This is a genomic window from Pseudomonas sp. AAC, assembly GCF_000725445.1.
In the GTDB taxonomy this organism is placed as follows: domain Bacteria; phylum Pseudomonadota; class Gammaproteobacteria; order Pseudomonadales; family Pseudomonadaceae; genus Pseudomonas; species Pseudomonas citronellolis.
Window position 1 is genome coordinate 295,636 of the sequence record NZ_KL647094.1, and the last position, 24,500, is coordinate 320,135.

Annotated in this window: 16 protein-coding genes; 10 read left to right on the forward strand and 6 right to left on the reverse strand. The window is 68.2% G+C overall.

Features of this window, described 5'->3' with window-relative positions:
* From zipA to FG99_RS01095, 3 genes are all read right to left on the reverse strand, one after another.
* Entirely contained in the window at positions 1–897 is an 897-nt protein-coding gene (zipA, locus tag FG99_RS01085; protein WP_043266692.1) for a cell division protein ZipA, read from the reverse strand.
* A gap of 299 nt (positions 898–1,196) precedes the next feature.
* The gene (gene smc / locus FG99_RS01090; RefSeq protein WP_043266694.1) at positions 1,197–4,685 is read right to left on the reverse strand and encodes a chromosome segregation protein SMC; all 3,489 of its coding nucleotides are present in this window, start codon (positions 4,683–4,685) and stop codon (positions 1,197–1,199) included.
* A gap of 10 nt (positions 4,686–4,695) precedes the next feature.
* Complete coding sequence (locus FG99_RS01095; RefSeq protein ID WP_043266695.1) at positions 4,696–5,355, reverse strand: GntR family transcriptional regulator; 660 nt, start codon at positions 5,353–5,355, stop codon at positions 4,696–4,698.
* Between the two features lie 173 nt (positions 5,356–5,528).
* Between FG99_RS01095 and FG99_RS01100 the strand changes: the two genes are divergently transcribed.
* From FG99_RS01100 to guaD, 5 genes are all read left to right on the forward strand, one after another.
* Positions 5,529–6,662, forward strand: a complete 1,134-nt coding sequence (locus tag FG99_RS01100) for an alkane 1-monooxygenase (RefSeq protein WP_043266697.1) — start codon at positions 5,529–5,531, stop codon at positions 6,660–6,662.
* A 394-nt stretch (positions 6,663–7,056) separates the two neighbouring features.
* Entirely contained in the window at positions 7,057–8,520 is a 1,464-nt protein-coding gene (xdhA, locus tag FG99_RS01105) for a xanthine dehydrogenase small subunit (protein WP_043266698.1), read from the forward strand.
* Positions 8,513–10,903 carry a xanthine dehydrogenase molybdopterin binding subunit gene (gene xdhB / locus FG99_RS01110; protein WP_043266700.1) on the forward strand — a complete coding sequence of 797 codons (2,391 nt, stop codon included), beginning with the start codon at positions 8,513–8,515 and terminating at the stop codon, positions 10,901–10,903. Before xdhA ends, xdhB begins: the two co-directional genes overlap by 8 nt.
* A gap of 91 nt (positions 10,904–10,994) precedes the next feature.
* On the forward strand, positions 10,995–11,846 hold the full coding sequence (xdhC, locus tag FG99_RS01115; protein WP_043266702.1) for a xanthine dehydrogenase accessory protein XdhC: 852 nt from the start codon (positions 10,995–10,997) through the stop codon (positions 11,844–11,846).
* Positions 11,847–11,909: 63 nt separating this feature from the next.
* Positions 11,910–13,208 carry a guanine deaminase gene (guaD, locus tag FG99_RS01120; protein ID WP_043266704.1) on the forward strand — a complete coding sequence of 433 codons (1,299 nt, stop codon included), beginning with the start codon at positions 11,910–11,912 and terminating at the stop codon, positions 13,206–13,208.
* Positions 13,209–13,694: 486 nt separating this feature from the next.
* Here guaD and FG99_RS01125 read toward each other — a convergent pair whose 3' ends face one another.
* Complete coding sequence (locus FG99_RS01125; protein WP_009619406.1) at positions 13,695–14,117, reverse strand: universal stress protein; 423 nt, start codon at positions 14,115–14,117, stop codon at positions 13,695–13,697.
* Positions 14,118–14,260: 143 nt separating this feature from the next.
* On the opposite strand from FG99_RS01125, the gene FG99_RS01130 reads away from it, so the two are divergent.
* The 4 genes from FG99_RS01130 to FG99_RS01145 all read left to right on the forward strand — a co-directional run bounded on the left by FG99_RS01130 (position 14,261) and on the right by FG99_RS01145 (position 19,406).
* Positions 14,261–15,184, forward strand: coding sequence for a LysR family transcriptional regulator (locus FG99_RS01130; RefSeq protein WP_009619405.1), 924 nt, complete (start codon positions 14,261–14,263; stop codon positions 15,182–15,184).
* Between the two features lie 157 nt (positions 15,185–15,341).
* Positions 15,342–16,913: an MFS transporter gene (locus FG99_RS01135; RefSeq protein ID WP_043266705.1), complete on the forward strand. Its 1,572-nt coding sequence runs from the start codon at positions 15,342–15,344 to the stop codon at positions 16,911–16,913.
* 16 nt (positions 16,914–16,929) lie between these two features.
* The gene (locus tag FG99_RS01140; protein WP_043266707.1) at positions 16,930–17,997 is read left to right on the forward strand and encodes an HlyD family secretion protein; all 1,068 of its coding nucleotides are present in this window, start codon (positions 16,930–16,932) and stop codon (positions 17,995–17,997) included.
* The gene (locus tag FG99_RS01145) at positions 17,994–19,406 is read left to right on the forward strand and encodes an efflux transporter outer membrane subunit (protein WP_043266708.1); all 1,413 of its coding nucleotides are present in this window, start codon (positions 17,994–17,996) and stop codon (positions 19,404–19,406) included. The genes FG99_RS01140 and FG99_RS01145 overlap by 4 nt, the downstream gene beginning before the upstream one ends.
* Before the next feature lie 382 nt (positions 19,407–19,788).
* Here FG99_RS01145 and FG99_RS01150 read toward each other — a convergent pair whose 3' ends face one another.
* Together FG99_RS01150 and FG99_RS01155 are read right to left on the reverse strand one after the other, a co-directional pair.
* Positions 19,789–21,159 carry a DUF1329 domain-containing protein gene (locus tag FG99_RS01150; protein ID WP_043266710.1) on the reverse strand — a complete coding sequence of 457 codons (1,371 nt, stop codon included), beginning with the start codon at positions 21,157–21,159 and terminating at the stop codon, positions 19,789–19,791.
* A gap of 23 nt (positions 21,160–21,182) precedes the next feature.
* Positions 21,183–23,156, reverse strand: a complete 1,974-nt coding sequence (locus tag FG99_RS01155) for a DUF1302 domain-containing protein (protein ID WP_081884543.1) — start codon at positions 23,154–23,156, stop codon at positions 21,183–21,185.
* A gap of 446 nt (positions 23,157–23,602) precedes the next feature.
* Between FG99_RS01155 and FG99_RS01160 the strand changes: the two genes are divergently transcribed.
* Entirely contained in the window at positions 23,603–24,469 is an 867-nt protein-coding gene (locus FG99_RS01160) for a pirin family protein (protein ID WP_043266711.1), read from the forward strand.
* Positions 24,470–24,500: the final 31 nt, after the last annotated feature.

Genomic DNA, 24,500 nt, shown 5'->3' on the forward strand with positions numbered 1-24,500 from the left:
TTATCTTTTCTGCGTCAGCGCGCGGCGTTCGAACTCGATGATGCGCTGGCGGTAGTGCTCGATGGTCTGCGCGGTCATCACGCTGCGCTGCTCGTCCTTCAGCTCGCCGTTGAGCTCGTGGGCCAGCTTGCGGGCGGCGGCGACCATCACGTCGAAGGCCTGCTTCGGATGGCGCGGGCCCGGCAGGCCGAGGAAGAAGCTCACCGCGCGGGTGCTGAACTGGTCGATGTTGTCCAGGTCGAAGGTGCCCGGCTTGACCGCGTTGGCCATGGAGAACAGCACTTCGCCGTTGCCGGCCATGCTCTCGTGGCGGTGGAAGATGTCCATGTCGCCGAAGCGCAGGCCGCTCTCGAGGATGTTCTGCAGCAGGGCCGGGCCCTTGAAGCCACCCTCGTCGCGGCAGATCACGTTGATGATCAGCACTTCTTCCACCGGAGCCGGAGCCGGGGCGGCGGCGGGCGCCGGGCGCTCCTTGTCCTTTTCCTTGTCCTTCCTGCGTTCCTTGCCGCGGGATTTTTCCTTGGGCGCCTCGGCCAGGGGGTCGGGGAAGTCTTCCTCGTCCAGCGGGCCGAGCAGGTTCGGCGCCGGGTCGTCCAGGGCCAGGTCGCCCTGGCGCGGCTCGCCACGGCGCTTGCCGCGGGCCGGGTCCTTGGCGCTGACCTTGGGCAGGTCGTGCTCGTCCAGCGAAGGTTCGTGGTGCTCGACCACCCGCGAGGGGCCCAGCACCTCGGCGCTGCCGCCGTCGTCATCGTCGTCCAGTTGGTTGGCGAAGTGGCGGTCCAGCTTGAACTTCAGCTTGCCCTTTCCGCCCCGCATGCGCCGCCAGCCATCGAACAGAATGCCGGCGATCACGATAAGCCCAATGACGATCAGCCATTCGCGCAGACCGATATCCATCTAATCCCAGTGCCCCTGATAAAAATGATGATGAAAAAGGGATGTCCTATCCCGGTAAAACGCGAACCTCGAGTTGTATGTTCGCGTGTAACAAAGTGGGCATTAAGCTAGCATGCCCGACACAACTTTTACACCGTCTGCGGCTGTTGTCCGCAGCAATAATCGCAACTTTTCCCGAGCCCGCCCAAGATCAGGCTTACCCCAATCGAATCAAGGGGTTAGGCATATCCCCCAGTACAGCACAAGTCAGCGCCCGGCGCTGGCGAATACTGTACGAAATTTGTCCAGGAGGCACTTCGTCAGGCTTCCGCCAGTGCCACGGCTTCTTCCACGTCGACCGCCACCAGGCGCGAACATCCCGGTTCGTGCATGGTCACGCCCATCAACTGGTCGGCCATTTCCATGGCGATCTTGTTGTGGGTGATATAGATGAACTGCACTTTCTCGGACATTTCCTTGACCAGGCGGGCATAACGCCCGACGTTGGCGTCGTCCAGCGGCGCATCGACCTCGTCGAGCATGCAGAACGGCGCCGGGTTGAGCTGGAAGATGGCGAACACCAGGGCCAGCGCGGTCAGCGCCTTCTCGCCGCCGGACAGCAGGTGGATGGTGCTGTTCTTCTTGCCCGGCGGGCGCGCCATGATCGCCACCCCTGTATCGAGTAGATCTTCGCCGGTAAGTTCCAGGTAGGCGTGACCGCCGCCGAACACCTTGGGGAACAATGCCTGAAGGCCAGCATTGATCTGGTCGAAGGTTTCCTTGAAGCGGTTGCGGGTTTCCTTGTCGATCTTGCGGATGACGTTTTCCAGGGTGTCCAGGGCTTCCACCAGGTCGTCGTTCTGCTCGTCCAGGTAGCGCTTGCGCTGGGATTGCTGCTGGTATTCGTCGATGGCCGCGAGGTTGATCGCGCCCAGGCGCTGGATGCGCCCGGCCAGTTCCTCCAGGCGGGTTTCCCAGACCTTCTCGGCGGCGTCGTGGGGCAAGGTGCCGAGCACCGTGTGCAGATCGTAGCCGTCCTCGCCGAGCTGCTCCTGCAGCGCCTTGCGACGAACGGTCAGGGCCTGCCATTCCATGCGCTGCTGCTCCAACTGGCCGCGCAGCAGCTGCGACTGCTGCTCGGCCTGGGTGCGGCGCTTCTCGGCGTCGCGCAGCTGGCGGTCGGCGTCTTCCAGGGTCAGGCGCGCGGTCTTGAGTTCCTCTTCCACGCCCATGCGCCGCTCCAGCAGCTCTTCCAGGCGCATGCGCAGTTCTTCCAGGGGCGCGGCGCCCTCCTCCAGGTTGAGGCTGAGCTGCTCGCAGCGCTCGACCAGGCGCACGGCCTGCACGTCGAGGCGCTCCAGGGCCTGGCGGGTGGATTCGTGCTGGGCCTTGAGCGAGCCGACGCGCACCGCCAACTGGTGGGCGTGGTCCTTGTGCTGGCGGGCTTCCTGGCGGATGCGGTCGAGGCGTTCGCGCAGTTCGTCGCGCTCGGCCAGCAGCGCCTCGCGGCGGCCGGTGTCCTCGGCCATGGCGTCCAGCGCCACCTGCAGGTGCAGGCGCGCCTCGCCCAGCTGTTCCTGCTCCAGGGCGCGCTGTTCGGCCAGTTCGGCCAGTTCCTCGTCGAGGCGGCGGCGACGCAGGGTCAGCTGTTCGACCTTGGCCTGCTGGGCCGAGAGCGCGGCCTTCAGCTCGCCGTGGCGGCGGCCCTCCTCCTGGATGCGCCGGCGCAGTTGCTCGCGGCCGTCCTCGGCCTGGCGCTGGGCCTGGCGCTGGGCTTCCAGCTGTTCTTCCAGGGCGGCCAGGCGTTCTTCCAGTTCTTCGCGTTCGGCGTACAGCCGCTCCAGCTCCTGGCCGCGGGCCAGCACGCCGGATTCGGCAGAGTCGCCGCGGCGCACGCGCAGGAAATGCTTGCCGACCCAGTAGCCGTCGCGGCTGACCAGGCTCTGCCCGGCGCCCAGCGAGGCGCGCAGTTCCAGGGCCTGCTCCAGGCTTTCCACCGGGCGCACGCCGGCCAGCCAGGGCGACAGGTCGTGGTCGGCGCTGACCTTGTCCAGCAGGCTGCCGGCGGCACTGGCGGCGCCGCGCGGCAGGTCGAGCAGGCGCAGCTCGCCCTTTTCCAGGCCGGCATAGGGCAGCCCGGCGAAATCCTCCAGCAGCACGGCGTGCAGGTCGGCGCCGAGCACGGTTTCCACCGCCAGCTCCCAGCCCGGCTCCACGCGCAGGCCCTCGGCCAGGCGCGGACGCTGCTCCAGGCCCTGCTCGCGCAGCCAGTCGGCGGCGCCGGCGCCCGGGTCCAGGGCGGCCTGCTGCAGGGCCTCCAGGGAGGCGATGCGGCCGTTCAGGCGCTGCAGTTCGCCCTGGGCCTGGTGCTGCGCGGCGTTGCCGTCCTGCAGGCCCTGGCGCACCTGCTCCAGGCGCTCGACCAGTTCCAGTTCCTCGGCCTGCAGCTCTTCCAGCTGCAGCTCGACGGCGGCCAGCTGTTCGCTCAATTCGAGGATGGCCGCGCCTTCCGGGTCGGCGGCCAGCTGCGCGCGTTCCTCGCTCAGGCGGCGTTCGCGCTCGCCCTGGCGCTCCAGGCTGTGTTCCAGGTGCTGGATGCTCGACTGCTGCACCTCGGCCTCGCGGCGCGGCTCGGCGCTGCGCTGGTTGAAGGCGTCCCAGCGCTGCTGCCAGTCGTGCATGCCGGCCTCGGATTCCTCCAGCAGGGCGCTGGCTTCCTCGGCGGCGGCGGCGCTGGTTTCCTGCTCGGGCGCGAGCATTTCCAGCTCCTCGGCCAGGGTCGCCAGCAGGGTGCGGTCGTGGCCCAGGTGCGATTCGGTTTCCTGGCGGGTGCGCTCGGCCTCGCGCAGGTCGTCCTGCAACTGGCGCATGCGCTGCTGGCCGTGCTGGATGCTCTGCTCGACGCGGGCGATGTCGCCGCCCACCGAGTAGAAGCGGCCCTGCACCTGGTTGAAGCGCTCGGACAGCTCATGGTGGCCATCGCGCAGGCGCTCGATGCTGGCATCGGCGCTGCGCTGCTCGGCCACCAGGGCCTCGAAGGCCACCTCCTGGTCGCCGATCACCCGCTCCTTCTGCCCCACCTGCTCGTTCAGCTCGCGCCATTTCAGGGCGCCCAGCTGGGCCTTGAGCTGGCGTTCCTCGGCCTTGTATTCCTGGTACTTCTCCGCCGACTGGGCCTGGCGGTGCAGGCGTTCGAGCTGGCGCTCCAGCTCCTCGCGCAGGTCGGTCAGGCGCGCCAGGTTCTCCTGGGTGCGGCGGATGCGGTTCTCGGTCTCGCGGCGGCGCTCCTTGTACTTGGAGATGCCGGCGGCTTCCTCGATGAAGTTGCGCAGATCCTCCGGCTTGGCCTCGATCAGCTTGGAGATCATGCCCTGCTCGATGATCGAGTAGCTGCGCGGGCCCAGGCCGGTGCCGAGGAAGATGTCGGTGATGTCGCGGCGCCGGCACTTGGTGCCGTTGAGGAAGTAGGTGTTCTGGCCGTCGCGGGTGACGCGGCGGCGGATGGAAATCTCGGCGTAGGCGGCGTATTCGCCCACCAGGGTGCCGTCGCTGTTGTCGAAGATCAGCTCGATGGACGCCTGGGTCACCGGCTTGCGCGTATTCGAGCCGTTGAAGATGACATCGGTCATCGACTCGCCGCGGAGGTTCTTCGCCGAGCTTTCGCCCATCACCCAGCGCACGGCGTCGATGATGTTGGACTTGCCGCAGCCGTTGGGGCCGACCACGGCGGCCATGTTGCTCGGGAAGCTGACGGTGGTGGGGTCGACGAAGGACTTGAAGCCCGCCAGCTTGATGCATTTGAGGCGCATGCCGCTCTCCTCAGCGTTCGGCCAGGGCAGCCAGCACCAGCTGGCTGTTGTGGCGGCCGTAGTCCAGAAGCACCTCGCGGATGACCGCCTCGTCGCGGTCGATCACCGCCTGCAGCAGGCGGGCGAAGCTGTCGAGGAACTGGCTCATCTCGCTTTTGCGCCGTTCCAGGGCCAGGTGATAGGTGCGGCTGATGGCCGGCAGCAGGTTCTCCACCGTCTCCTGCAGGTAGGGGTTGGCGGCGAAGGGGAAGGCCGCGCGCATGATGTCGAAGCTGGACTCGACGAAGGCGTCGATGTCGCCGCGCTGCAGGCTTTCCAGCAGGCGCTGCTGGATGGCCAGGAACGGCTGCAGGTCGCCCTCCTCGCGCCAGGTCCGCGCCACCGCGCTGGCGAGCATGATGTACAGCTCCATGACCAGGCCGTAGAGGCTTTCCACGTGGCTGGCGGACAGCTCCGAGACCTGCGCCCCGCGGCGCGGCAGTATCACCACCAGGTGGCGGCGTTCGAGGATCAGCAGCGCCTCGCGCACCGAGCCGCGGCTGACGTTCAGGGCCTGGGTGACCTTCTGCTCCTGGATGCGTTCGCGCTCCTTGAGCTCGCCCCGGATGATGCGTTCGGCGAGGTGGTGGGCAATCTGCTCAGCCAGGCTGTCCGGGGCCTTGAACGTCATGGGTGTCCTTATCGCTGGAGGGCTGATGGAATGGGGCTTGCGGCCGCGAAGTGTAACACAGGGTGTTACCCGGCAACGCCCCGGTCAAGGGGCTCGACTGAACGAAGGTTGGTGCGTACGAAGAAAGGATTGGGCGCAGGATTGTCTGACAATCCTACAACGAGAATCGCGCCATGTTCGCCTTCCTTCCCCCTGCCTGGATGCTGCGCCTGAAGAAGGCCGGCTACTGGATCTGGCTGGTGCCGGTGTTCGGCATTCCGCTGAGCTACTGGTGGTCCTACGGCAGCGACCACCCCAACGCCTGGGCCTGGTTCGTCATCGCCGTGGTGTTCCTGGTCATCCCCGTGCTCGACGCCATCGTCGGCCGCGACCCGGCCAACCCCGACGAGGCCAGTGAAGTGCCAGTACTGGAGCGCGAGGGCTACTACCGCTTCCTCAGCCTGATGACCGTGCCGCTGCTGCTGGGCATGCTGGTCTACGGCGGCTGGGTGATCACCCACTACGAGGCATGGAACTGGGTGGGCAAGCTGGGCTGGACTCTCTCGGTGGGCACGGTGATGGGCGCCATCGGCATCACCGTGTCCCACGAGCTGATCCACAAGGACCCGCAGCTGGAGCAGCGCGCCGGCGGCCTGCTGCTGGCGGCGGTGTGCTACGCCGGCTTCAAGGTGGAGCACGTGCGCGGCCACCACGTGCACGTTTCCACCCCGGAGGACGCCTCCTCCTCGCGCTACGACCAGAGCCTGTACGCCTTCCTGCCCCACGCCTACAAGCACAACTTCCTCAACGCCTGGCGCCTGGAGGCCCAGCGCCTGAAGCGCAAGGGCCTGCCGGCGCTGCACTGGCGCAACGAGCTGATCTGGTGGTACGCCGTCAGCGCCCTCTTCCTGCTCGGTTTCAGCCTGGCCTTCGGCTGGCTCGGCGCGGTGTATTTCCTCGGCCAGGCGGCCATGGCCTTCACCCTGCTGGAGATCGTCAACTACGTCGAGCACTACGGCCTGCACCGCCGGCGCCTGGACGACGGCCGCTACGAGCGCACCACCCACGAGCATTCGTGGAACAGCAACTTCCTGCTGACCAACCTGTTCCTCTTCCACCTGCAGCGCCACTCCGACCACCACGCCTACGCCAAGCGCCGCTACCAGGTGCTGCGCCACTACGACGACAGCCCGCAGCTGCCCAACGGCTACGCCGGAATGATCGTCCTGGCGCTGTTCCCGCCGCTGTGGCGCGCGGTGATGAATCCCCGCGTGCGCGCCTACTACGCCGGCGAGGAATACCAGCTGAGCGATACCCAGCGCGCCTGATTCCAACGGGTTCCACGCCTTTGCGGCAGCCACGTACCCCCGGCTGCCGTTTTTTTTGCGCCGCCTGGCCTTGGTTCCCGGCGGCTCCGGGGTTGACCTGGGCGTTAGCTGTGGCCTCGGTGTATCGGCGGATAACCGCGAACGGTTATTCGCCCTACGTTACTGCGCTGCATCAGCCATGGCATACCCATGTAGGAGCGCGCCCTGCGCGCGAATCGCGGGCAGGGCCCGCTCCTACACCTGCCGGTAAACACAATGCCCGCTCCTGCGAAAAAGCGCTCTGCCGGAAATAGCTGACCGAAAGATCAGAATTTTTGTTGACTTAAAAGTCAGCTTTTCCTAGATTCACCTCCATCGCGCCCCGCCCAACAACAAGAAAGCCTGGAGGCATGCCTTGATCAGGTTCCTGCTCAACCGCGAGCTGCGTGTCGAAGACCGCCTCGACCCGAATCTCACCGTGCTCAACTACCTGCGCCAGCACCTGGGCAAGACCGGCACCAAGGAGGGCTGCGCCTCCGGTGACTGCGGCGCCTGCACCGTGGTGGTGGGCGAACTGGTCGGCGCCGAGGGCGCTGAGCGCATCCGCTACCGCACCCTCAACTCCTGCCTGACCTTCGTTTCCGCCCTGCACGGCAAGCAGTTGATCGTGGTCGACGACCTCAAGCACCGCGGCGAACTGCACGGCGTGCAGCAAGCCATGGTGGATTGCCACGGCTCGCAGTGCGGCTTCTGCACCCCCGGCTTCGTCATGTCGCTGTTCGCCCTGCAGAAGAACAGCACTGGCGAAACCGCGGAAGAACGCAAGGCCGAGGCCTACGAGGCGCTGGCCGGCAACCTGTGCCGCTGCACCGGCTACCGGCCGATCCTCGACGCCGCCGAGCAGTCCTGCTGCCAGAAGCGCCCGGACCAGTTCGATGCAGCCCAGCAGCAGACCATCGCCCAGCTCAAGGCCATCGCCCCGCGCGAGACCGCCGAGCTGAACAGCGGCGACAAGCGCTGCCTGCTGCCGCTGACCATCGCCGACCTGGCCGACCTCTACAGCGCCAACCCGCAGGCGCGCCTGCTGGCCGGCGGCACCGACCTGGCCCTGGAAGTCACCCAGTTCCACCGCGAGCTGCCGGTGATGATCTACGTCGGCCACGTCGAGGAGATGAAACGCGTCGAAGTCCTCGCCGACCGCATCGAGCTGGGCGCCGCCGCGCCGCTGACCGACTGCTACGAGGCCCTGGCCCACGACTACCCGGACTTCGGCGAGCTGCTGCACCGCTTCGCCTCGCTGCAGATCCGCAACCAGGGCACCCTCGGCGGCAACATCGGCAACGCCTCGCCCATCGGCGACTCGCCGCCGCTGCTGATCGCCTTGGGCGCGCGCATCGTGCTGCGCAAGGGCGGCGAGAGCCGCGAACTGCCGATCGACGAATACTTCATCGACTACAAGGTCACCGCGCGCCAGGAAGGCGAGTTCATCGAGAAGGTCATAGTCCCGCGTCCACAGGCCAACCAGGCGTTCCGCGCCTACAAGGTGTCCAAGCGCCTGGACGACGATATCTCGGCGGTCTGCGCGGCCTTCAGCATCACCGTCGAAGACTGCCGCATCAGCGCCGTGCGCAGCGGCTTCGGCGGCATGGCGGCGATCCCCAAGCGCGCCCGCGCCTGCGAGGCGGCGCTGCTCGGCCAGCCGTTCAACGCCGCCACCTTCGAACGCGCGGCAATCGCCCTGGGCGAGGACTTCACCCCGCTCTCGGACTTCCGCGCCAGCAAGGAATACCGCCTGCTCACCGCGCAGAACCTGCTGCGCAAATGCTTCCTCGAACTGGAAGCGCCCCAGGCCGTGACTCGGGTGACCGCATATGCATAAGCACAACAAGACCCAGGAAGAACTCCAGGCGCTGTTCCGCGCCGACCTGACCACCGGCGTGGGCAAGAGCGTCAAGCACGAAAGCGCGCCCAAGCACGTCAGCGGCGAGGCGGTCTACATCGACGACCGCCTGGAATTCCCCAACCAGCTGCACGTCTACGCCCGCATGAGCGACCGCGCCCACGCGCGCATCACCCGGCTGGACGTCAGTCCCTGCTACGCCTTCCCCGGGGTGGCCATCGCCATCACCAAGGACGACGTGCCCGGCCAGTTGGACATCGGCCCGGTGGTGGCCGGCGACCCGCTGCTGGCCGACGGCAAGGTCGAGTACGTCGGCCAGATGGTCATCGCGGTGGCCGCCGACAGCCTGGAAACCGCGCGCAAGGCGGCCATGGCGGCGATCATCGAGTACGAGGACCTGGAGCCGGTGCTCGACGTGGTCGAGGCGCTGCGCAAGAAGCACTTCGTGCTGGACAGCCACACCCACAGGATCGGCGATTCCGCCACCCAGCTGGCCAGCGCGCCGCACCGCATCCAGGGCACCCTGCACATCGGCGGCCAGGAGCACTTCTACCTGGAGACGCAGATTTCCTCGGTGATGCCCAGCGAGGACGGCGGCGTCATCGTCTACACCTCCACACAGAACCCCACCGAGGTGCAGAAGCTGGTGGCCGAGGTGCTGGGCATCTCCTTCAACAAGGTGGTGATCGACATGCGCCGCATGGGCGGCGGCTTCGGCGGCAAGGAAACCCAGGCCGCCGCGCCCGCCTGCCTGTGCGCGGTGATCGCGCGCCTGACCGGGCGCCCGGCGAAGATGCGCCTGCCGCGCGTCGAAGACATGCAGATGACCGGCAAGCGCCACCCCTTCTACGTCGAGTACGACGTGGGCTTCGACGACGACGGCCTGCTGCACGGCATCCACATGGACCAGGCCGGCAACTGCGGCTACTCGCCGGACCTCTCCGGCTCCATCGTCGACCGCGCCATGTTCCACTCCGACAACGCCTACTTCCTCGGCAACGCCACCATCAACGGCCACCGCTGCAAGACCAACACCGCGTCGAACACCGCCTACCGCGGCTTCGGCGGCCCGCAGGGAATGGTCGCCATCGAGGAAGTGATGGACGCGGTGGCGCGCCACCTGGGCAAGGACCCGCTGGAAGTGCGCAAGCGCAACTACTACGGCAAGGACGAGCGCAACGTCACCCACTACCACCAGCAGGTCGAGCACAACCTCATCGCGGAGATGACCGCCGAGCTGGAGGCCAGCGCCGAGTACGCCAGGCGCCGCGCCGAGATCCGCGCGTTCAACGCCGCCAGCCCGGTCCTCAAGAAGGGCCTGGCGCTGACCCCGGTTAAGTTCGGCATCAGCTTCACCGCCACCTTCCTCAACCAGGCCGGCGCGCTGATCCACATCTACACCGACGGCAGCATCCACCTGAACCACGGCGGCACCGAGATGGGCCAGGGCCTGAACACCAAGGTGGCGCAGGTGGTGGCGGAAGTCTTCCAGGTCGACATCGACCGCGTGCAGATCACCGCGACCAACACCGACAAGGTGCCGAACACCTCACCCACCGCGGCCTCCAGCGGCGCCGACCTCAACGGCAAGGCCGCGCAGAACGCCGCCGAGACCATCAGGCAGCGCCTGGTGGAATTCGCCGCGCGGCACTGGAAGGTCACCGAGGAAGACATCGAGTTCCGCAACAACCAGGTGCGCATCCGCGACCTGATCGTGCCCTTCGAGGAGCTGATCCAGCAGGCCTACTTCGGCCAGGTGTCGCTGTCCTCCACCGGCTTCTACCGCACGCCGAAGATCTACTACGACCGCGACAAGGCCGCCGGCCGGCCGTTCTACTACTACGCCTTCGGCGTGTCCTGCTCGGAAGTGCTGGTCGACACCCTCACCGGCGAGTACCGCATGCTGCGCACCGACATCCTCCACGACGTCGGCGACTCGCTGAACCCGGCCATCGACATCGGCCAGGTGGAAGGCGGCTTCGTCCAGGGCATGGGCTGGCTGACCATGGAAGAGCTGGTGTGGAACGCCAAGGGCAAACTCATGACCAACAGCCCGGCCAGCTACAAGATCCCGGCCATCGCCGACATGCCGATGGACCTGCGGGTGAAGCTGGTGGAGAACCGCAAGAACCCCGAGCAGACGGTGTTCCACTCCAAGGCCGTGGGTGAGCCGCCGTTCATGCTCGGCATCTCGGTGTTCTGCGCCATCAAGGACGCGGTGGCGAGCCTGGCCGACTACCGCGTGCAGCCACAGATCGACGCGCCGGCGACGCCGGAGCGGGTGCTCTGGGGGGTGGAGCAGATGCGCAGGCTGAAAGCTGCGCAGGCCGAGACCACCCAAACCCAAGCCGAACCAGCGTAACCCTGTAGGAGCGAGCTTGCTCGCGAACAACCCAACCACCCTTCGCGAGCAAGCTCGCTCCTACGAAAAGCCATCTACCGAGGTAGACGTCATGAACTGGATCAGCGCCCTCGCCGACCTGCAGCAACGCGGAGAAGCCGCCGTGCTGGTGACCATCATCGAGGAGCTCGGCTCCACGCCGCGCAACGCCGGCTCGAAGATGGTGGTCAGCGCCGACAGGCTGTTCGACACCATCGGCGGCGGCCACCTGGAGTTCAAGGCCCTGCAGATCGCCCGCGAAATGCTCCGGCAGCGCACCCGGCAGCCGCGCCTGGAGCGCTTCAGCCTGGGCGCCAGCCTCGGCCAGTGCTGCGGCGGCGCCACCGTGCTGCTGTTCGAGCCGATGGGCCAGCCACAGGCGCACATCGCCGTGTTCGGCGCCGGCCACGTCGGCCGCGCGCTGGTGCCGCTGCTGGCCAGCCTGCCGTGCAAGGTGCGCTGGATCGACTCGCGGGAAGCCGAGTTCCCGGAAAGCATCCCGGCCGGCGTCGAGAAAGTGCTGAATGACGAAGTGCTCGATGAGGTCGAGAATATGCCGGCGGGCGGCTACTACATCGTCATGACCCACAACCACGCCCTGGACCTGGAGCTGACCGCGGCGATACTCAAACGCGACGACTTCGGCTACTTCGGCCTGATCGGCTCGGACACCAAGCGCGCCAAGTTCGAACACCGCCTGCGCGACCGCGGCTTCGCCAGCGAGACCGTGCAACGCATGCGCTGCCCCATGGGCATCGCCGAGGTGAAGGGCAAGCTGCCGGTGGAGATCGCCGTGTCCATCGCCGGCGAAGTGATCGCCACCTACAACGCCGCCTTCGGCCAGGAAAAGACCAGCGGTGAACACTCGGTGGCCAAACTCCTGCCCAGCAGCCGCCGCGCCCGTACCGCCGAAAACGGCAGGTAACCGACATTCGTAGGATGGGTTGAGCGAAGCGATACCCATCGATTCCCAGATCGAGAGAACGACATGACCAGCAAAGCCTACCGCGCCAGCATCCTGCACAGCATCGCCGACCCCGCCGAAGTGGGCGTCGACAAGTCCTACCAGTACTTCGAAGACGGCATCCTGCTGGTGGAAGACGGCAAGGTCGCCCGCCTCGGCCACGCCGCCGAACTGCTGCCGCAACTGGGCGGCGTGGAAGTGGAGGAATACCGCGACGCGCTGATCACCCCCGGCTTCATCGACACCCACATCCACTACCCGCAGACCGGCATGATCGCCTCCTACGGCGAACAGCTGCTGGACTGGCTGAACACCTACACCTTCCCCACCGAGAAACAGTTCGCCGACCCGGCCCACGCCGCGGACGTCGCCGGCATCTTCCTCAAGGAACTGCTGCGCAACGGCACCACCACCGCCCTGGTGTTCGGCAGCGTGCACCCGCAGTCGGTGGACGCGCTGTTCAATGCTGCCGAGAAGCTCGACCTGCGGCTGATCGCCGGCAAGGTGATGATGGACCGCAACGCCCCGGACTACCTGACCGACACTGCCGAAAGCAGCTACCGCGACAGCAAGGCGCTGATCGAGCGCTGGCACGGCAAGGGCCGCCTGCTCTACGCGGTGACCCCGCGCTTCGCGCCCACAAGCACCCCCGAACAGCTGGACGCCGCCGGCCGCCTGCTCAAGGAGCACCCGGGCGTGTACCTGCACACCCACCTGTCGGAGAACCGCAAGGAAATCGAGTGGGTGAAGGAACTCTTCCCCGAGCGCAGCGGCTACCTGGACGTCTACGACCACCACGGCCTGCTCGGCGCGCGCTCGGTGTTCGCCCACGGCGTGCACCTGTGCGACGGCGAATGCCAACGCCTGGCCGAGACCGGCTCGGCGGTGGCCTTCTGCCCCACCTCGAACCTGTTCCTCGGCAGCGGCCTGTTCGACCTGGCGAAGCTGGAGAAGCACAAGGTCAAGGTCGGCCTGGGCACCGACGTCGGCGCCGGCACCAGCTTCTCCCAGCTGCAGTCGCTGAACGAGGCCTACAAGGTGATGCAGCTGCAGGGCATCAAGCTCGACCCGTTCAAGTCGCTGTACCTGGCCACCCTCGGCGGCGCCCGCGCGCTGGAGCTGCAGGACAAGGTGGGCAGCTTCGCCCAGGGCAACGAGGCGGACTTCGTGGTGCTGGACTACAAGGCCACCCCGCTGCTGGACTACCGCCTGCGGCAGGCGAAGAGCCTGGAGGAAAGACTCTTCGCCCTGATCATCCTCGGCGACGACCGCACGGTCCGCGAGACCTTCGCCCACGGCCGCTCGGTGCACCAGCGCGGCTGACGCTTACGGTCACCCCGGCCGGGCCCTCGCTCAGGACCGCCGGCCGGTGTGGCCGCTTTTCATTTCCCGGGGGGGGGACGGGGTCGAACCGTAGGGCGCATAACGCCTACGGCGTTATCCGCCGTTTGGCCTTGGTCCCAGTCGAGCACGGAGCCCCCGGCCCAGCCACGCATTCAGCGATGAGAAAGGTGAGGCGGCGGATAACCGCGAACGGTTATTCGCCCTACGCTGGCCGAGGGCCTCGTGCGATGCGAGAGAGTCCTCACAGCAAAGCCCAAGGGAAGCTCCATTCGCGAGCATGGCTTTTCGTAGGATGGGTTGAGCCTTGGCGAAACCCATGCGGCCGTGGCGATGGGTATCGCTTCGCTCAACGCCATCCTACGGGTCTTGTGTTTGCCGGAGGGCGTAGGAGCGGATTCATCCGCGATCCGCGCCTGCACCCGGTCCATCGCGGACGGAGTCCGCTCCTACAAAAGCGGCCCCGCGCTACCCCCGCACCTCCACCAACACCGGACAAGGCGCCCGCTCGATCACCCGCTGCCCCACCGACGGATCCAGCAGCCGCTCGATGCGCCCCAGGTGGCGGTGGCCGATGACGATCAGGTCGCAGCCCAGGCGCTCGGCCTCGCGCAGGATCGCCCGCGCCGGGTCGCCGGCCAGTATCCGCCCCGTGGCGCGGCCCGCCGGCAGTTGCGCCAGCGCGGCGTCCAGCAGGGCCTGGGCCTCGTGCTGCTCGTGCTCGGCCGGCGGGTAGTCGAGCACGTCCGGCTGCGGCAGGGCGAAGGCGCGGTCGACCACGCAGACCACCTCCAGGCGCGGCGTGCCGGCCCCGGCCAGTTGCGCGGCGGTGGCGATGAGGCGCTGGGCCTGCGGGGTGCCGTCGATGGCGACCAGGATGCGTTCGAACATGGGGTTTCCTTAATGAAACGGTGCACGCCGATCATTCTTCGGGCTCCCGCGGAGTGCGTAAAGGCATCCTGGCCGCACGCCAGAGTTGCACCACACGCACGTATCGCCGAGCATCCCTGGGAACCAATGCTCCCGGAGGCACCATGGCCCTGCCCGACCTCAACCTGCTGGTCGCCCTCAACGTGCTGCTCGAAGAAGGCAGCGTGGTCGGCGCCGCGCGCCGCCTGCACCTGAGCCCGCCGGCCATGAGCCGCACCCTGGGGCGCATCCGCGAGGCGGTGGGCGACCCCATCATGGTCCGCGCCGGGCGCAACCTGGTGCCCACGCCGCGGGCGCTGCAGTTGCGCGAGGAAGTGGCGCAACTGGTGGAGCAGGCCACCTGCCTGTTCAACGCCCGCGAGAACCTGCGCATGGACCAACTGGAGCGCTGCTTCGTGCTGCGCTCGAACAACGTGCTGGTGGGCGGCTTCGCCGCGCGCATGCTGGCGGTGATGCGCGAGGAGGCGCCGCGCTGCACCCTGCGCCTGGTCCCGGAAGCGGAGATCGACGACGAGGCCCTGCGGCAGAACCGCATCGACCTCTACCTCGGCGCCACCTCCACCCTGGAACCGGAAATCCGCACCCAGCCGCTGTTCACCACCAGCTTCGTCGGCCTGGCCCGGCGCGACCACCCGATCTTCGACGCCGAGATCACCCCCGAGCGCTTCGTCGCCTACCCGCAGATCAGCGTGTCGCGCCGCGGCCGCGCCACCGGGCCGCTGGACGACGCCCTGGCCGACCTCGGCCTGCGCCGCGACATCCGCCTGATCACCCCGACCTTCCATTCCTCGATCTTCGCCCTGCTGGAATCCGACCTGGTGCTGCCCATCGCCGAGCACTCGCTGTGGCGCCTGGACCGTCTGGGCCTGGCGCTGCGCAAGTTCGACATCCCGCTGCCGCTGAAGACGGTGGTGGTGATCCAGGCCTGGCACCCGCGCTTCGACAACGACCCGGCGCACCGCTGGCTGCGGCAGACGGTGAAGCGGGTGTGCACCGAGCTGCGGGAAAGCGCGGGCCTGCTGCCTTGAGGGCCAATAAGTGCACTAAACGCACTAATTTGTTTTAGTCATTTCAATTTTCACACTGATCAGCGCTCCCTAGACTGGGCAAAACCCCAGAATCCAGTGACGCCATGCCTTGCACTCCCCTCTGCGCGGCGCCTGGCCTCCCCCGCGAGGCCCGGCCATGACCGCCGCGCTCACCCCGCTCGCCACCCCGGCCGCCGCGCAGCCGGCCAGGCCCGCCGCCCAGCCCTTCGGCCCGCGCATCCTGGTGGGCATGCTCGGCGTGCTGCTCGCCTCGCTCAGCGCCGGGCTCAACGACAAGGTCACCGACCTTGCGATGAACGACGTGCGCGGCGCGCTGGCCATCGGCCACGACGAAGGCACCTGGCTGCTGGCCCTGTACGCCGCCTTCCAGGTCGCCGGCATGGCCTTCGCGCCCTGGTTCTCGGTGACCTTCTCGCTGCGCCGCTTCACCCTCGGCGCCATCGCCGCCTTCGCCCTGCTGGCGCTGCTCTGCCCCTTCGCCCCCAACGTGCACACGCTGTACCTGTTGCGCGCCCTGCAGGGCCTGGCCGGCGGCTGCATGCCGCCGATGCTGATGACCGTGGCACTGCGCTTCCTGCCGCCGGGCATCAAGCTCTACGGCCTGGGCGCCTATGCCCTGACCGCCACCTTCGCGCCCAACCTGGGCATGCCCCTGGCGGCACTGTGGACCGAGTATGTCGGCTGGCAGTGGGTGTTCTGGCAGGTCATTCCCTTGTGCGCCCTGGCCATGGCCGCGGTGGCCTGGGGCATCCCCCAGGACCCGCTGCGCCTGGAGCGTTTCCGCCAGTTCGACTGGCTTGGCGTGGCCCTCGGCCTGCCGGGCATCCTCATGCTGGTGCTGGGCCTGTTGCAGGGCGAGCGCCTGGACTGGTTCGAGTCCGATCTGGCCGCCCTCCTGGTAGTAGGCGGCGCGGCGCTGCTGGCGGCCTTCTTCCTCAACGAATGGACGCACCCGCTGCCGTTCTTCCGCCTGGACATCCTCAAGCGGCGCAACCTCAGCCACTCGCTGCTGACCCTGGCCGGTATCCTGGTGGTGCTCGGCGCCTGCGCCGGCGTACCGGCCTCGTACCTGGCCGCCGCCCACGGCTACCGCCCGCTGCAGAGCGCGCCCATGGCCCTGCTGGTGGCCCTGCCGCAACTGCTGACGCTGCCGCTGGTGGCCGCGCTGTGCAACATCCCGCGCGTCGACTGCCGCTGGGTGCTGGCCATCGGCATCGCCCTGTGCGGCCTCTCCGCCTACGGCATGAGCCAACTGACCGGCGACTGGACGCGGGACAACTTCTACCTGCTGCTCAGCCTGCAGATCATCGGCCAGCCGATGGCGGTAGTGCCACTGCTGATGTCCTCCACCAGCGTGGTGGCGCCCGTCGAAGGGCCCTTCGCCTCGGCCTGGTTCAACAGCGTGCGGGCCTTCGCCTCGGTGGTCGGCAGCGCCGTGGTGGGCATCCTCATGACCGCCCGCGAGCACTACCACTCCAACCGCCTGGTCGACCACCTGGGCGCCGCGCCCCAGGCCCTGGCGCTGCGCCTGGACCAGCTCGACGGCAGCCTGCCGCGCCTGGCCGCACAGGTCCACGGCCAGGCCTCGGTGCTGGCCGCCGCCGACACCCTGTGGTGCATGGCCTGGCTGGCCGCCGCCCTGCTCCCGCTGATCGCCGTCATGCCGCTGCGGGTCTACCCGCCGCGCCCGGTCGCCCCCGCTCACTGAAATCCGGAAAGCCATCATGTCCAAGACATTCCTCACTTCCCGCCGCGCGAGCCTGACAATGGCCACGCTGCTGCTGCTCGCCGCCCTGGCCTGGCTGCTGCTGCGCCTGCTCGGCCCGGAGCGCGAACAGAGCACCGACGACGCCTACGTGCGCGCCGACTTCACTCTGGTGGCGCCCAAGGTCGCCGGCATCGTCGACAGCGTACTGGTGGAAGACAACCAGTCGGTGAAGGCCGGCCAGGTGCTGGCGCGCATCGACCCACGCGACTACCAGGCCGCGCTGGCCGCCGCCGAGGCCGACCTGCTCTCGGCGCGGGCGCGCCTGCGCCACGTCGGCGCCGACCTGGAGCGCCAGCAGGCGGTGATCGCCCAGAGCGCCGCCCAGGTCGCGGCCGACCAGGCCACCCAGCGCTTCGCCCAGCAGGAACTGCAGCGCTACCAGCACCTCGCCAGCCAGGGCGCCGGCACCCTGCAGAACGCCCAGCAGGCGCGCTCGCGCCTGGACAACGCCCAGGCCGCGCTGGACAAGGCGCGCGCCGCCAACCTGGCCGCACGCAAGCAGCTGGACGTGCTGCGGGCCCAGCAGGCCGAGGCGCAGAGCGCGGTGCAGCGCGACGAGGCGCAGTTGCAACAGGCACAACTGAACCTGTCCTACTGCGAGATCCGCGCGCCCTTCGACGGCATGGTCGGCCGCCGCGGCGTGCGCGTCGGCGCCTACGTCACCCCGGGCAGCCCGCTGCTGGCAGTGGTGCCGCTGCAGCAGGCCTATGTGGTCGGCAACTTCCAGGAAACCCAGCTCACCGAGGTGCATCCCGGCCAGGCGGTCGAAGTGCGCGTGGACACCTTCCCCGGCCAGGTGCTGCGCGGCCACGTCGACAGCATCGCCCCGGCCACCGGCCTGAGCTTCGCGCCCATCGCCCCGGACAACGCCACCGGCAACTTCACCAAGGTGGTGCAGCGCATCCCGGTGAAGATCGTCCTGGAGCCGAACCAGGCGCTGCTGGCCCGCCTGCGCGTGGGCATGTCGGTGGTGGCCAGCATCGACACCGCCTCCGCTGGCGGCGAACAGGTGGCCGCGCAATGAAGCACGCCCCGCTCCTGCTCGCCTGCCTGGCCCTGGGCGCCTGCAGCCTCGGCCCGGACTTCCGCCAACCCGACGCCCGGGCGCCGGCCGCCTGGAGCGCCAAGGGCGACGACGTCGCCAGTCGCCCCGCCGGCGGCGCCGTGGAAAGCCAGTGGTGGAAGCTGTTCAACGACCCGCAACTGGACCGCCTGCAGGCCCGCGTGGCCGCCGGCAACCTCGACCTGCAGGCCGCCGCCGCGCGCCTGGAACAGAGCCGGGCGATCCGCCGGGCGCTGGGCGCCGACGCCGTGCCGCAGGTGGACGGCAGCGCCGGTTATGCGCGCCAGCGCAACAGCGAGGTGGGCCTGTCCGACCCGTCCGGCGAGGCTGGCCGGCACAACTTCAATCAGCTCGACGCCGGCTTCACCCTGAGCTGGGAACTGGACCTGTGGGGCCGCGTGCGCCGCGAACTGGAGGCCGCCGATGCGCAGGTGCAGGCCAGCGAGGCGAGCCGCCATGACGTGCTGGTGGCAGTGCTGGCCGAAAGCGCCCGCGACTATGTGCAACTGCGTGGCGAGCAAGGCCGCGAGGCGATCCTGCGCGGCAACCTGGACATCGCCCGGCACAGCCTGCAGTTGACCCAGCTGCGCCGCGCCGAGGGCGTGGCCACCGAGCTTGACGTGGCCGAAGCCAAGGCCCAGGTGGCGGTGATCGAGTCGCAGCTGCCCGGCAGCCAGAAACGCCAGGCGCGCCTGCTCAACGCCCTGGCCTTCCTCCTCGGCGAACAACCCGGCGCGCTGACCGCCGAACTGGCCCAGGCCGCGCCCATCCCGCGCGCGCCCCAGGCGGTGCCGGTGGGCCTGCCGGCGGAACTGGCCCGACGGCGCCCGGACATCCGCCAGGCCGAGGCCGTGCTGCATGCGGCCACCGCCAGCATCGGCGTGGCCCAGGCGGACTTCTATCCGCGCATCAGCCTCAACGGCGACTTCGGTTTCCAGGCCCTGCAACTGGCCAACTTCGGTGACTGGAACAGCCGCACCTTCGGCATCGGCCCCAGCCTGCACCTGCCGATCTTCGAAGGCGGCCGGCTGAAAGGCACCCTGGCCCTGCGCGAGGCGCAGCAGAAGGAAGCAGCCATCGCCTACCGGCGCACAGTGCTCAATGCCTGGCGCGAGGTGGACGATGCGCTGAGCGACTACGCCGCCGACCAGCGCGAGCTGGCGGCCCTGGATGAAGCGGTGGAGCACGGCCGCACGGCCTTGGCCAATGCCCGCGAGCAGTACAAGGCGGGGGCGGTGGATTTCCTCAATGTGCTGAGTGCGCAGCGTGAGTTGCTGGCCAGCGAGGAGCGCCAGGTGCGCAGTAGCGAGGCGGTGGGCGTGAACCTGGCGCTGCTGTACAAGGCGTTGGGTGGGGGATGGGAGTCGTAGGGCGTACAACCGTTCGCGGTTGTACGCCGTTACAGCTATCTCGTGGCTGGCTTCGTGGTTGGGGCCGGAGCGTTGTGGGGCCACGGTCAGGCGGCGGATAACCGCGAACGGTTATTCGCCCTACGTTTGCCGGGGCTTTTGTGCGATGCGAGAGCACCCTCTCCCCAGCCCTCTCCCGCAAGCGGGAGAGGGGGCTTGTCCGTGCCGAGAAAGGATTTGGTGTTAGCCGGGCACTCGGTACAAGCCGGCTAACGCCGAAACATCCGACCGCACCGAACGGTCCCCTCTCCCTTCAGGGAGAGGGTTGCGAGGTCAATCCAACACACCGCGCCAACCGGGAGGCACTGTTCGCGAGCAAGCTCGCTCCTACAAAAAGCGCGTCCTAGCGGGAGGCCTTGCGCCGCAAAGCCGCCGGGCTGAACTCCGCCACGTCCGGCGCGGGCTTGCTGAAGTCGGCGGTGCCCGGCTCCTCGTTGTCCAGCCACTGCACGCTGTAGCGCCGCGACTGCAGGTCGTGGAAGGTGTCCAGCGCGGTCCAGACCATGGGCTGTTCGTAGAAGTTCTTCAGGTAGGCCATCGACACCCGCCACAGCTCGCCGCGGCCGTCGTACTGGTCGACCACCGCCGCGCCCCAGCTGTCTTCGTCCAGGTACAGGGTGCGCTTGCTGTAGATGTGCCGCGCGCCGGGCTTGAGCTTGCCTTCCACCACCCACACCCGGTGCAGCTCGTAGCGGGTGTATTTCGGGTTGATGTGGCCGGGGGTGAGCAGGTCCTTGTACTTCACCTCGGGGCTGGTGACCCGGTAGTTGTTGTAGGGAATGTAGATTTCCTTCTTGCCCACCAGCGTCCAGTTGTAGCGGTCCGGGGCGCCGTTATACATGTCGGTGTCGTCGGCGGTGCGCAGGCCGTCGGAGTCTTCGATCGGGGTGTCGTAGGCCAGCGTCGGGGCGCGCCGCACGCGGCGCTGGCCGGGGCTGTAGCCCCAGGCCTGGCGCGGCTCCTTGACCTGGTCGAGGGTCTCCTGCACCAGCGCGCCCTCGCCCGCCAGGCGCGCCGGCGCGGTGGTGAAGGTCATGTAGTAGAACAGGGTGTTGCCCAACTGCTCGAAGCTGCCTTTCGGATCGTAGAAGCGGAACAGCGCGGCGTCCTGGCTGGTCACCAGCGAGTAGGCGCCGTTGCGCTGCACGCCGGTCTGCGCCGAGCGCCGCTCGATGTAGCTGCCGCGGTAGCGGGCGATGTGGTTCCACAGCGCTTCCAGGCCGCTCTGCGGGATCGGGAAGGGAATGCCGCCGTAGGCGTCGGCGAAGCCGTTGCCGCCTTCCACCAGCTTGCCGCTGGTGGCGTTGCGGAAGGTGTTGTCGTACACCCACTGCGGCGCCGCGCCGCTGCGGCGGGTCTGGTAGACCGGCATCTGGAAGCTGTCCGGGTAGGTGTTGAACAGGGCGATCTGGCCGGGGGTCAGGTTCGCCTTGTACTGCTCCAGGTTGGCCTTGGTAATGGTGAATTGCGGCTTGTCGCCGGCGAAGGGGTCGACGTGGTGGCTGCCCGGGCCCTTGTAGCCGGCCGGGGCCTGGGTCAGGCCGCCGCTCCAGGCGGGGATGCTGCCGGCGGCGTTGCCGGCCTTCTCGGCGCCCAGCGGCGTCAGGCTGCTCTTGAGCTGTGCGGCCTGGTCGGCGCTCACCGCCGCGCGGGCGTCGGTCGCCACCAGGGCCGCCAGGGCCAGCAGCGCGATCATGGGTTTCTTGGCGATCATGCGAGTCTCCATCACCTGGCTGATCAGAACGAGTACTTGGCGCTGATCGAGACGTTGTCCCGGTCACGCATGGAGTTGTTCACCCCGGCGCCGTAGTAGTTGGTGTACTGCATGCCCACCTGGAAAGTGTTCAGGTAGGTGGCGTCGGCGCCAAGGGTGTAGGCCTTGCGCCCTTCGATGAAGTTGCCGGTGCGGTCGGAGTTGCCCTTGAAGTCGTCCTGGTAGACCACGTAGGGGCTGAGCTTCACGCCGGCGAACACGTCGTTCCAGGTGCCGCTGAGCAGCAGGGTGTAGCCGTAGCTGTCGCGGCTGATCTGGTCGCCGTCGTCGGAACCGCCGACATAGGACTTGTCCTGGGCGCCGACGAAGCGGCGCTTGCTGCCGTCCCAGGCGGTGTACTCCAGGCTGCTGCCGCGGATGAACTCGCCGGCCAGCTCGGCCACGCCCACCACCGAGTCGAAGGTCATGTGCGGGCCGAAGTTGTAGATGCCGGTCAGCGAGGCGTTGTAGGTCTCGGCGCGCTCGTAGTTCTGGAACAGCGAGCCGCGGCACAACTGCTTGCCGGACACCGCCGCGCAGGCCTGGTCGGCCGGGGTGTTGGCGTCGTAGAGGTTGGTCTGGCCGAGCACGCCCTGGGTCAGCAGGTCGCCGAGCAGGTCGTTGGTGGCCGCGATGCTGATCGGCATGTTCGGCCGGTAGGCCAGCTCGCCGGCCACCGAGGCGTCGCCCAGGGTGGTGTTGAAGCTGAAGCCGTACATGCGGATGTCTTCGACGTAGTCGCGCCGCGCCTGGGCGTTGCTGGCCAGGTCCAGGGTGGCCAGGCCGGGCACCGCCTCGCCCAGGCCCAGCGGGCCGAGCACGCCGTTGAGGGCGGCGATGTCGGCGCCCTGGTAGCTGCGCAGGTCCACCGCCACCTGGGGTTCCTTGGCGTGGTAGTTGACGAAGTACAGGCCGAACTCGGTGGAATTCAGTTCCTCGGCGATGTAGCGGAAGGCCACGCCGTATTCGCCGCTGTCGCGGGCGTCGAGGTCCTTGCCGATGCTGGCCACCTTGAAGGTGCCGGTGTTGGGGTTGAGGTAGGCGTTCGGGCCGGCCGGGCCGTTGCCCAGCAGGCCGAGCCCGGCCACCAGCGGGTAGCCGGCCAGCAGCTGCTTGAACTCCGGGCTGTCTTCGGTGGTGTAGGCGACATCGCCGCCGTCGGCGAACAGATCGGTGTCGGCGAAGTAGGTGCCCACCGGGTCCAGGCGCGTCTCCTTCCACTTCCACTGGTAGTAGCTTTCCATCGACAGGTTGTCGGTCAGCCCCAGGTTGAAGCTCAGCGCCTCCACCGGCACCAGCACTTCCTTGAGCTCCGAGCCCGGCAGGTGGAAGCGCGAGGCGTCCACCGGGTTGATGGTGTTGATGCCGCCGCGGTAGAAGGTGCTCTCGCCCCAGTTCAGCACCTGGCGGCCGACGCGGCCGGTGACCGGGTGCTCGGCGACGTCCCAGTCGCCGGAGAGGTAGGCATCGAGCAGCTCGGCCTTGCGCCCGGCGATGTGGCGGGTGTCCTCGGTGAAACGGTCGTCGTCGGGGTAGGACTGGCTGGGGCGCTCGACGCCGTCGGTGGTGCTCAGGTAGTCGTTGCGCTTGTCCATGATCTGCGTGTCGTAGTAGGCGGTGCCACGCATGAACAGGCCGTAGTTCTGGTACTTGGCCGAGAGGTCCGAGGTGAGCTTGAACACCTGGGAGACCAGGCCCTTGTCGAAGTTGCGGTTGCCGTCGTCGGTATTGATGTCGTCTATGTTCTCGGTCCCGCGGCCCTGCACGCGCCACATGGCGCCGTACGACAGGGTACTGTCCAGGGAGCCGGTGACCTGGTTGTCGGCGAAGCTGAACTCGACGGCCTGGACACTGCCCGCCACCAGCAACGGCAGCAGCCCCATGAGCGCGCCGGCGCGCCTGGGCGCCCAGAACGACGGGTTGCCCCAACCCCTTTCGATGCACATACGACGGTTCATCGAAGCATTACCTCCATGACGGCCAAGATTTATCGCCCCGGGCATTGCGTCCGGCGCTGTTCTTATTCGTTTCTCGGCTGCTGGCCGGTCTGGCGGCCCAGCAGTACAACTCCTCGGATGGCGCTTGCCGGCGCCGGCTGGCTCCTCTGGCGAATCCCCTGCACGCGGAATCTGGCACGATAGTACAAGCAAGGTAACAAACTGTTTCCCCACTTGCCAACCCGAAAGCATGAACGCCCATCGCACGAAAGCGCGATCCAGACGGATTGGACTTCAGGCAGCGAAGGCTCCGCAATGACAGGTCGCGCCACTGCGACTCACAAATCTGACCGTCGGCCCGGCGGCGGCAGGCAGCCGGCGCACGAAACGAGGCGGCCCGCGCCCGGGCGCAGCGCTGCGGCGGCGAGCGGCTATCCTATTGGCCATAGCCTTCCGGAAGCCTCGCCATGACCGCCGCCCCCTTCGCCATCCGCCCCCACGCCGACGACGTGGAGGGCATGCCCATCCTGCGCGCCCTGCCCTCCGCGCAATTCCGCAGCATCGGCCCCTTCGTGTTCTTCGACCACATGCTGGCCACCGACTTCGCGCCGGGCCAGGGCATGAACATCAACCAGCACCCGCACATCGGCCTGTCCACCCTCACCTACCTGTTCGAAGGCCAGGTGCAGCACAAGGACAGCCTGGGTTCGGACCAGTTGGTGCTGCCCGGCGACGTCAGCTGGATGACCGCCGGACGCGGCGTCGCCCACGTCGAGCGCACCCCGCGGGCGCTAAGCGAAAGCGGCTCGCGCCTGCACGGCCTGCAGGTCTGGCTGGCCCTGCCGCAGGCCGAGGAAGGCCGCGAGCCCAGCTACAGTCATCACCCGGTGGCCAGCCTGCCGCAGAGCGAGAGCCTGGGGGTGCGCATCCGCCTGATCGCCGGCAGCGGCTTCTGCCTGGTCTCGCCGGTGCCGGTGCTGTCGCCGACGCTGTACGCCGACATCCAGATGGTCGCCGGCAGCACCCTGACGCTGCCGCCTGAACATCCGCAAAGGGCGCTCTATCTATTGGAAGGCGAGGCGCTGCTCGACGACGATCCCGCGCCGCTGCGCCAGTTGCTGGTCCTGCCCGAGGGCGCAAGCCCGGTGCTGAGCGCCTGCGCCGACTGCCGCGCGGTGCTGATCGGCGGCGAGCCGCTGGACGGCGCGCGGCGGATGAACTGGAACTTCGTCGCCAGCGACCCCGCGCTGATCGACGAGGCCCGCCGGCGCTGGGCCGCCGGCGACTGGCCGACGGTCCCCGGCGAGCGCGAGCGCATCGAGCTGCCGCGCTGAGCCGCGGCCCTCCCCCCTTTCCTTCCACGTC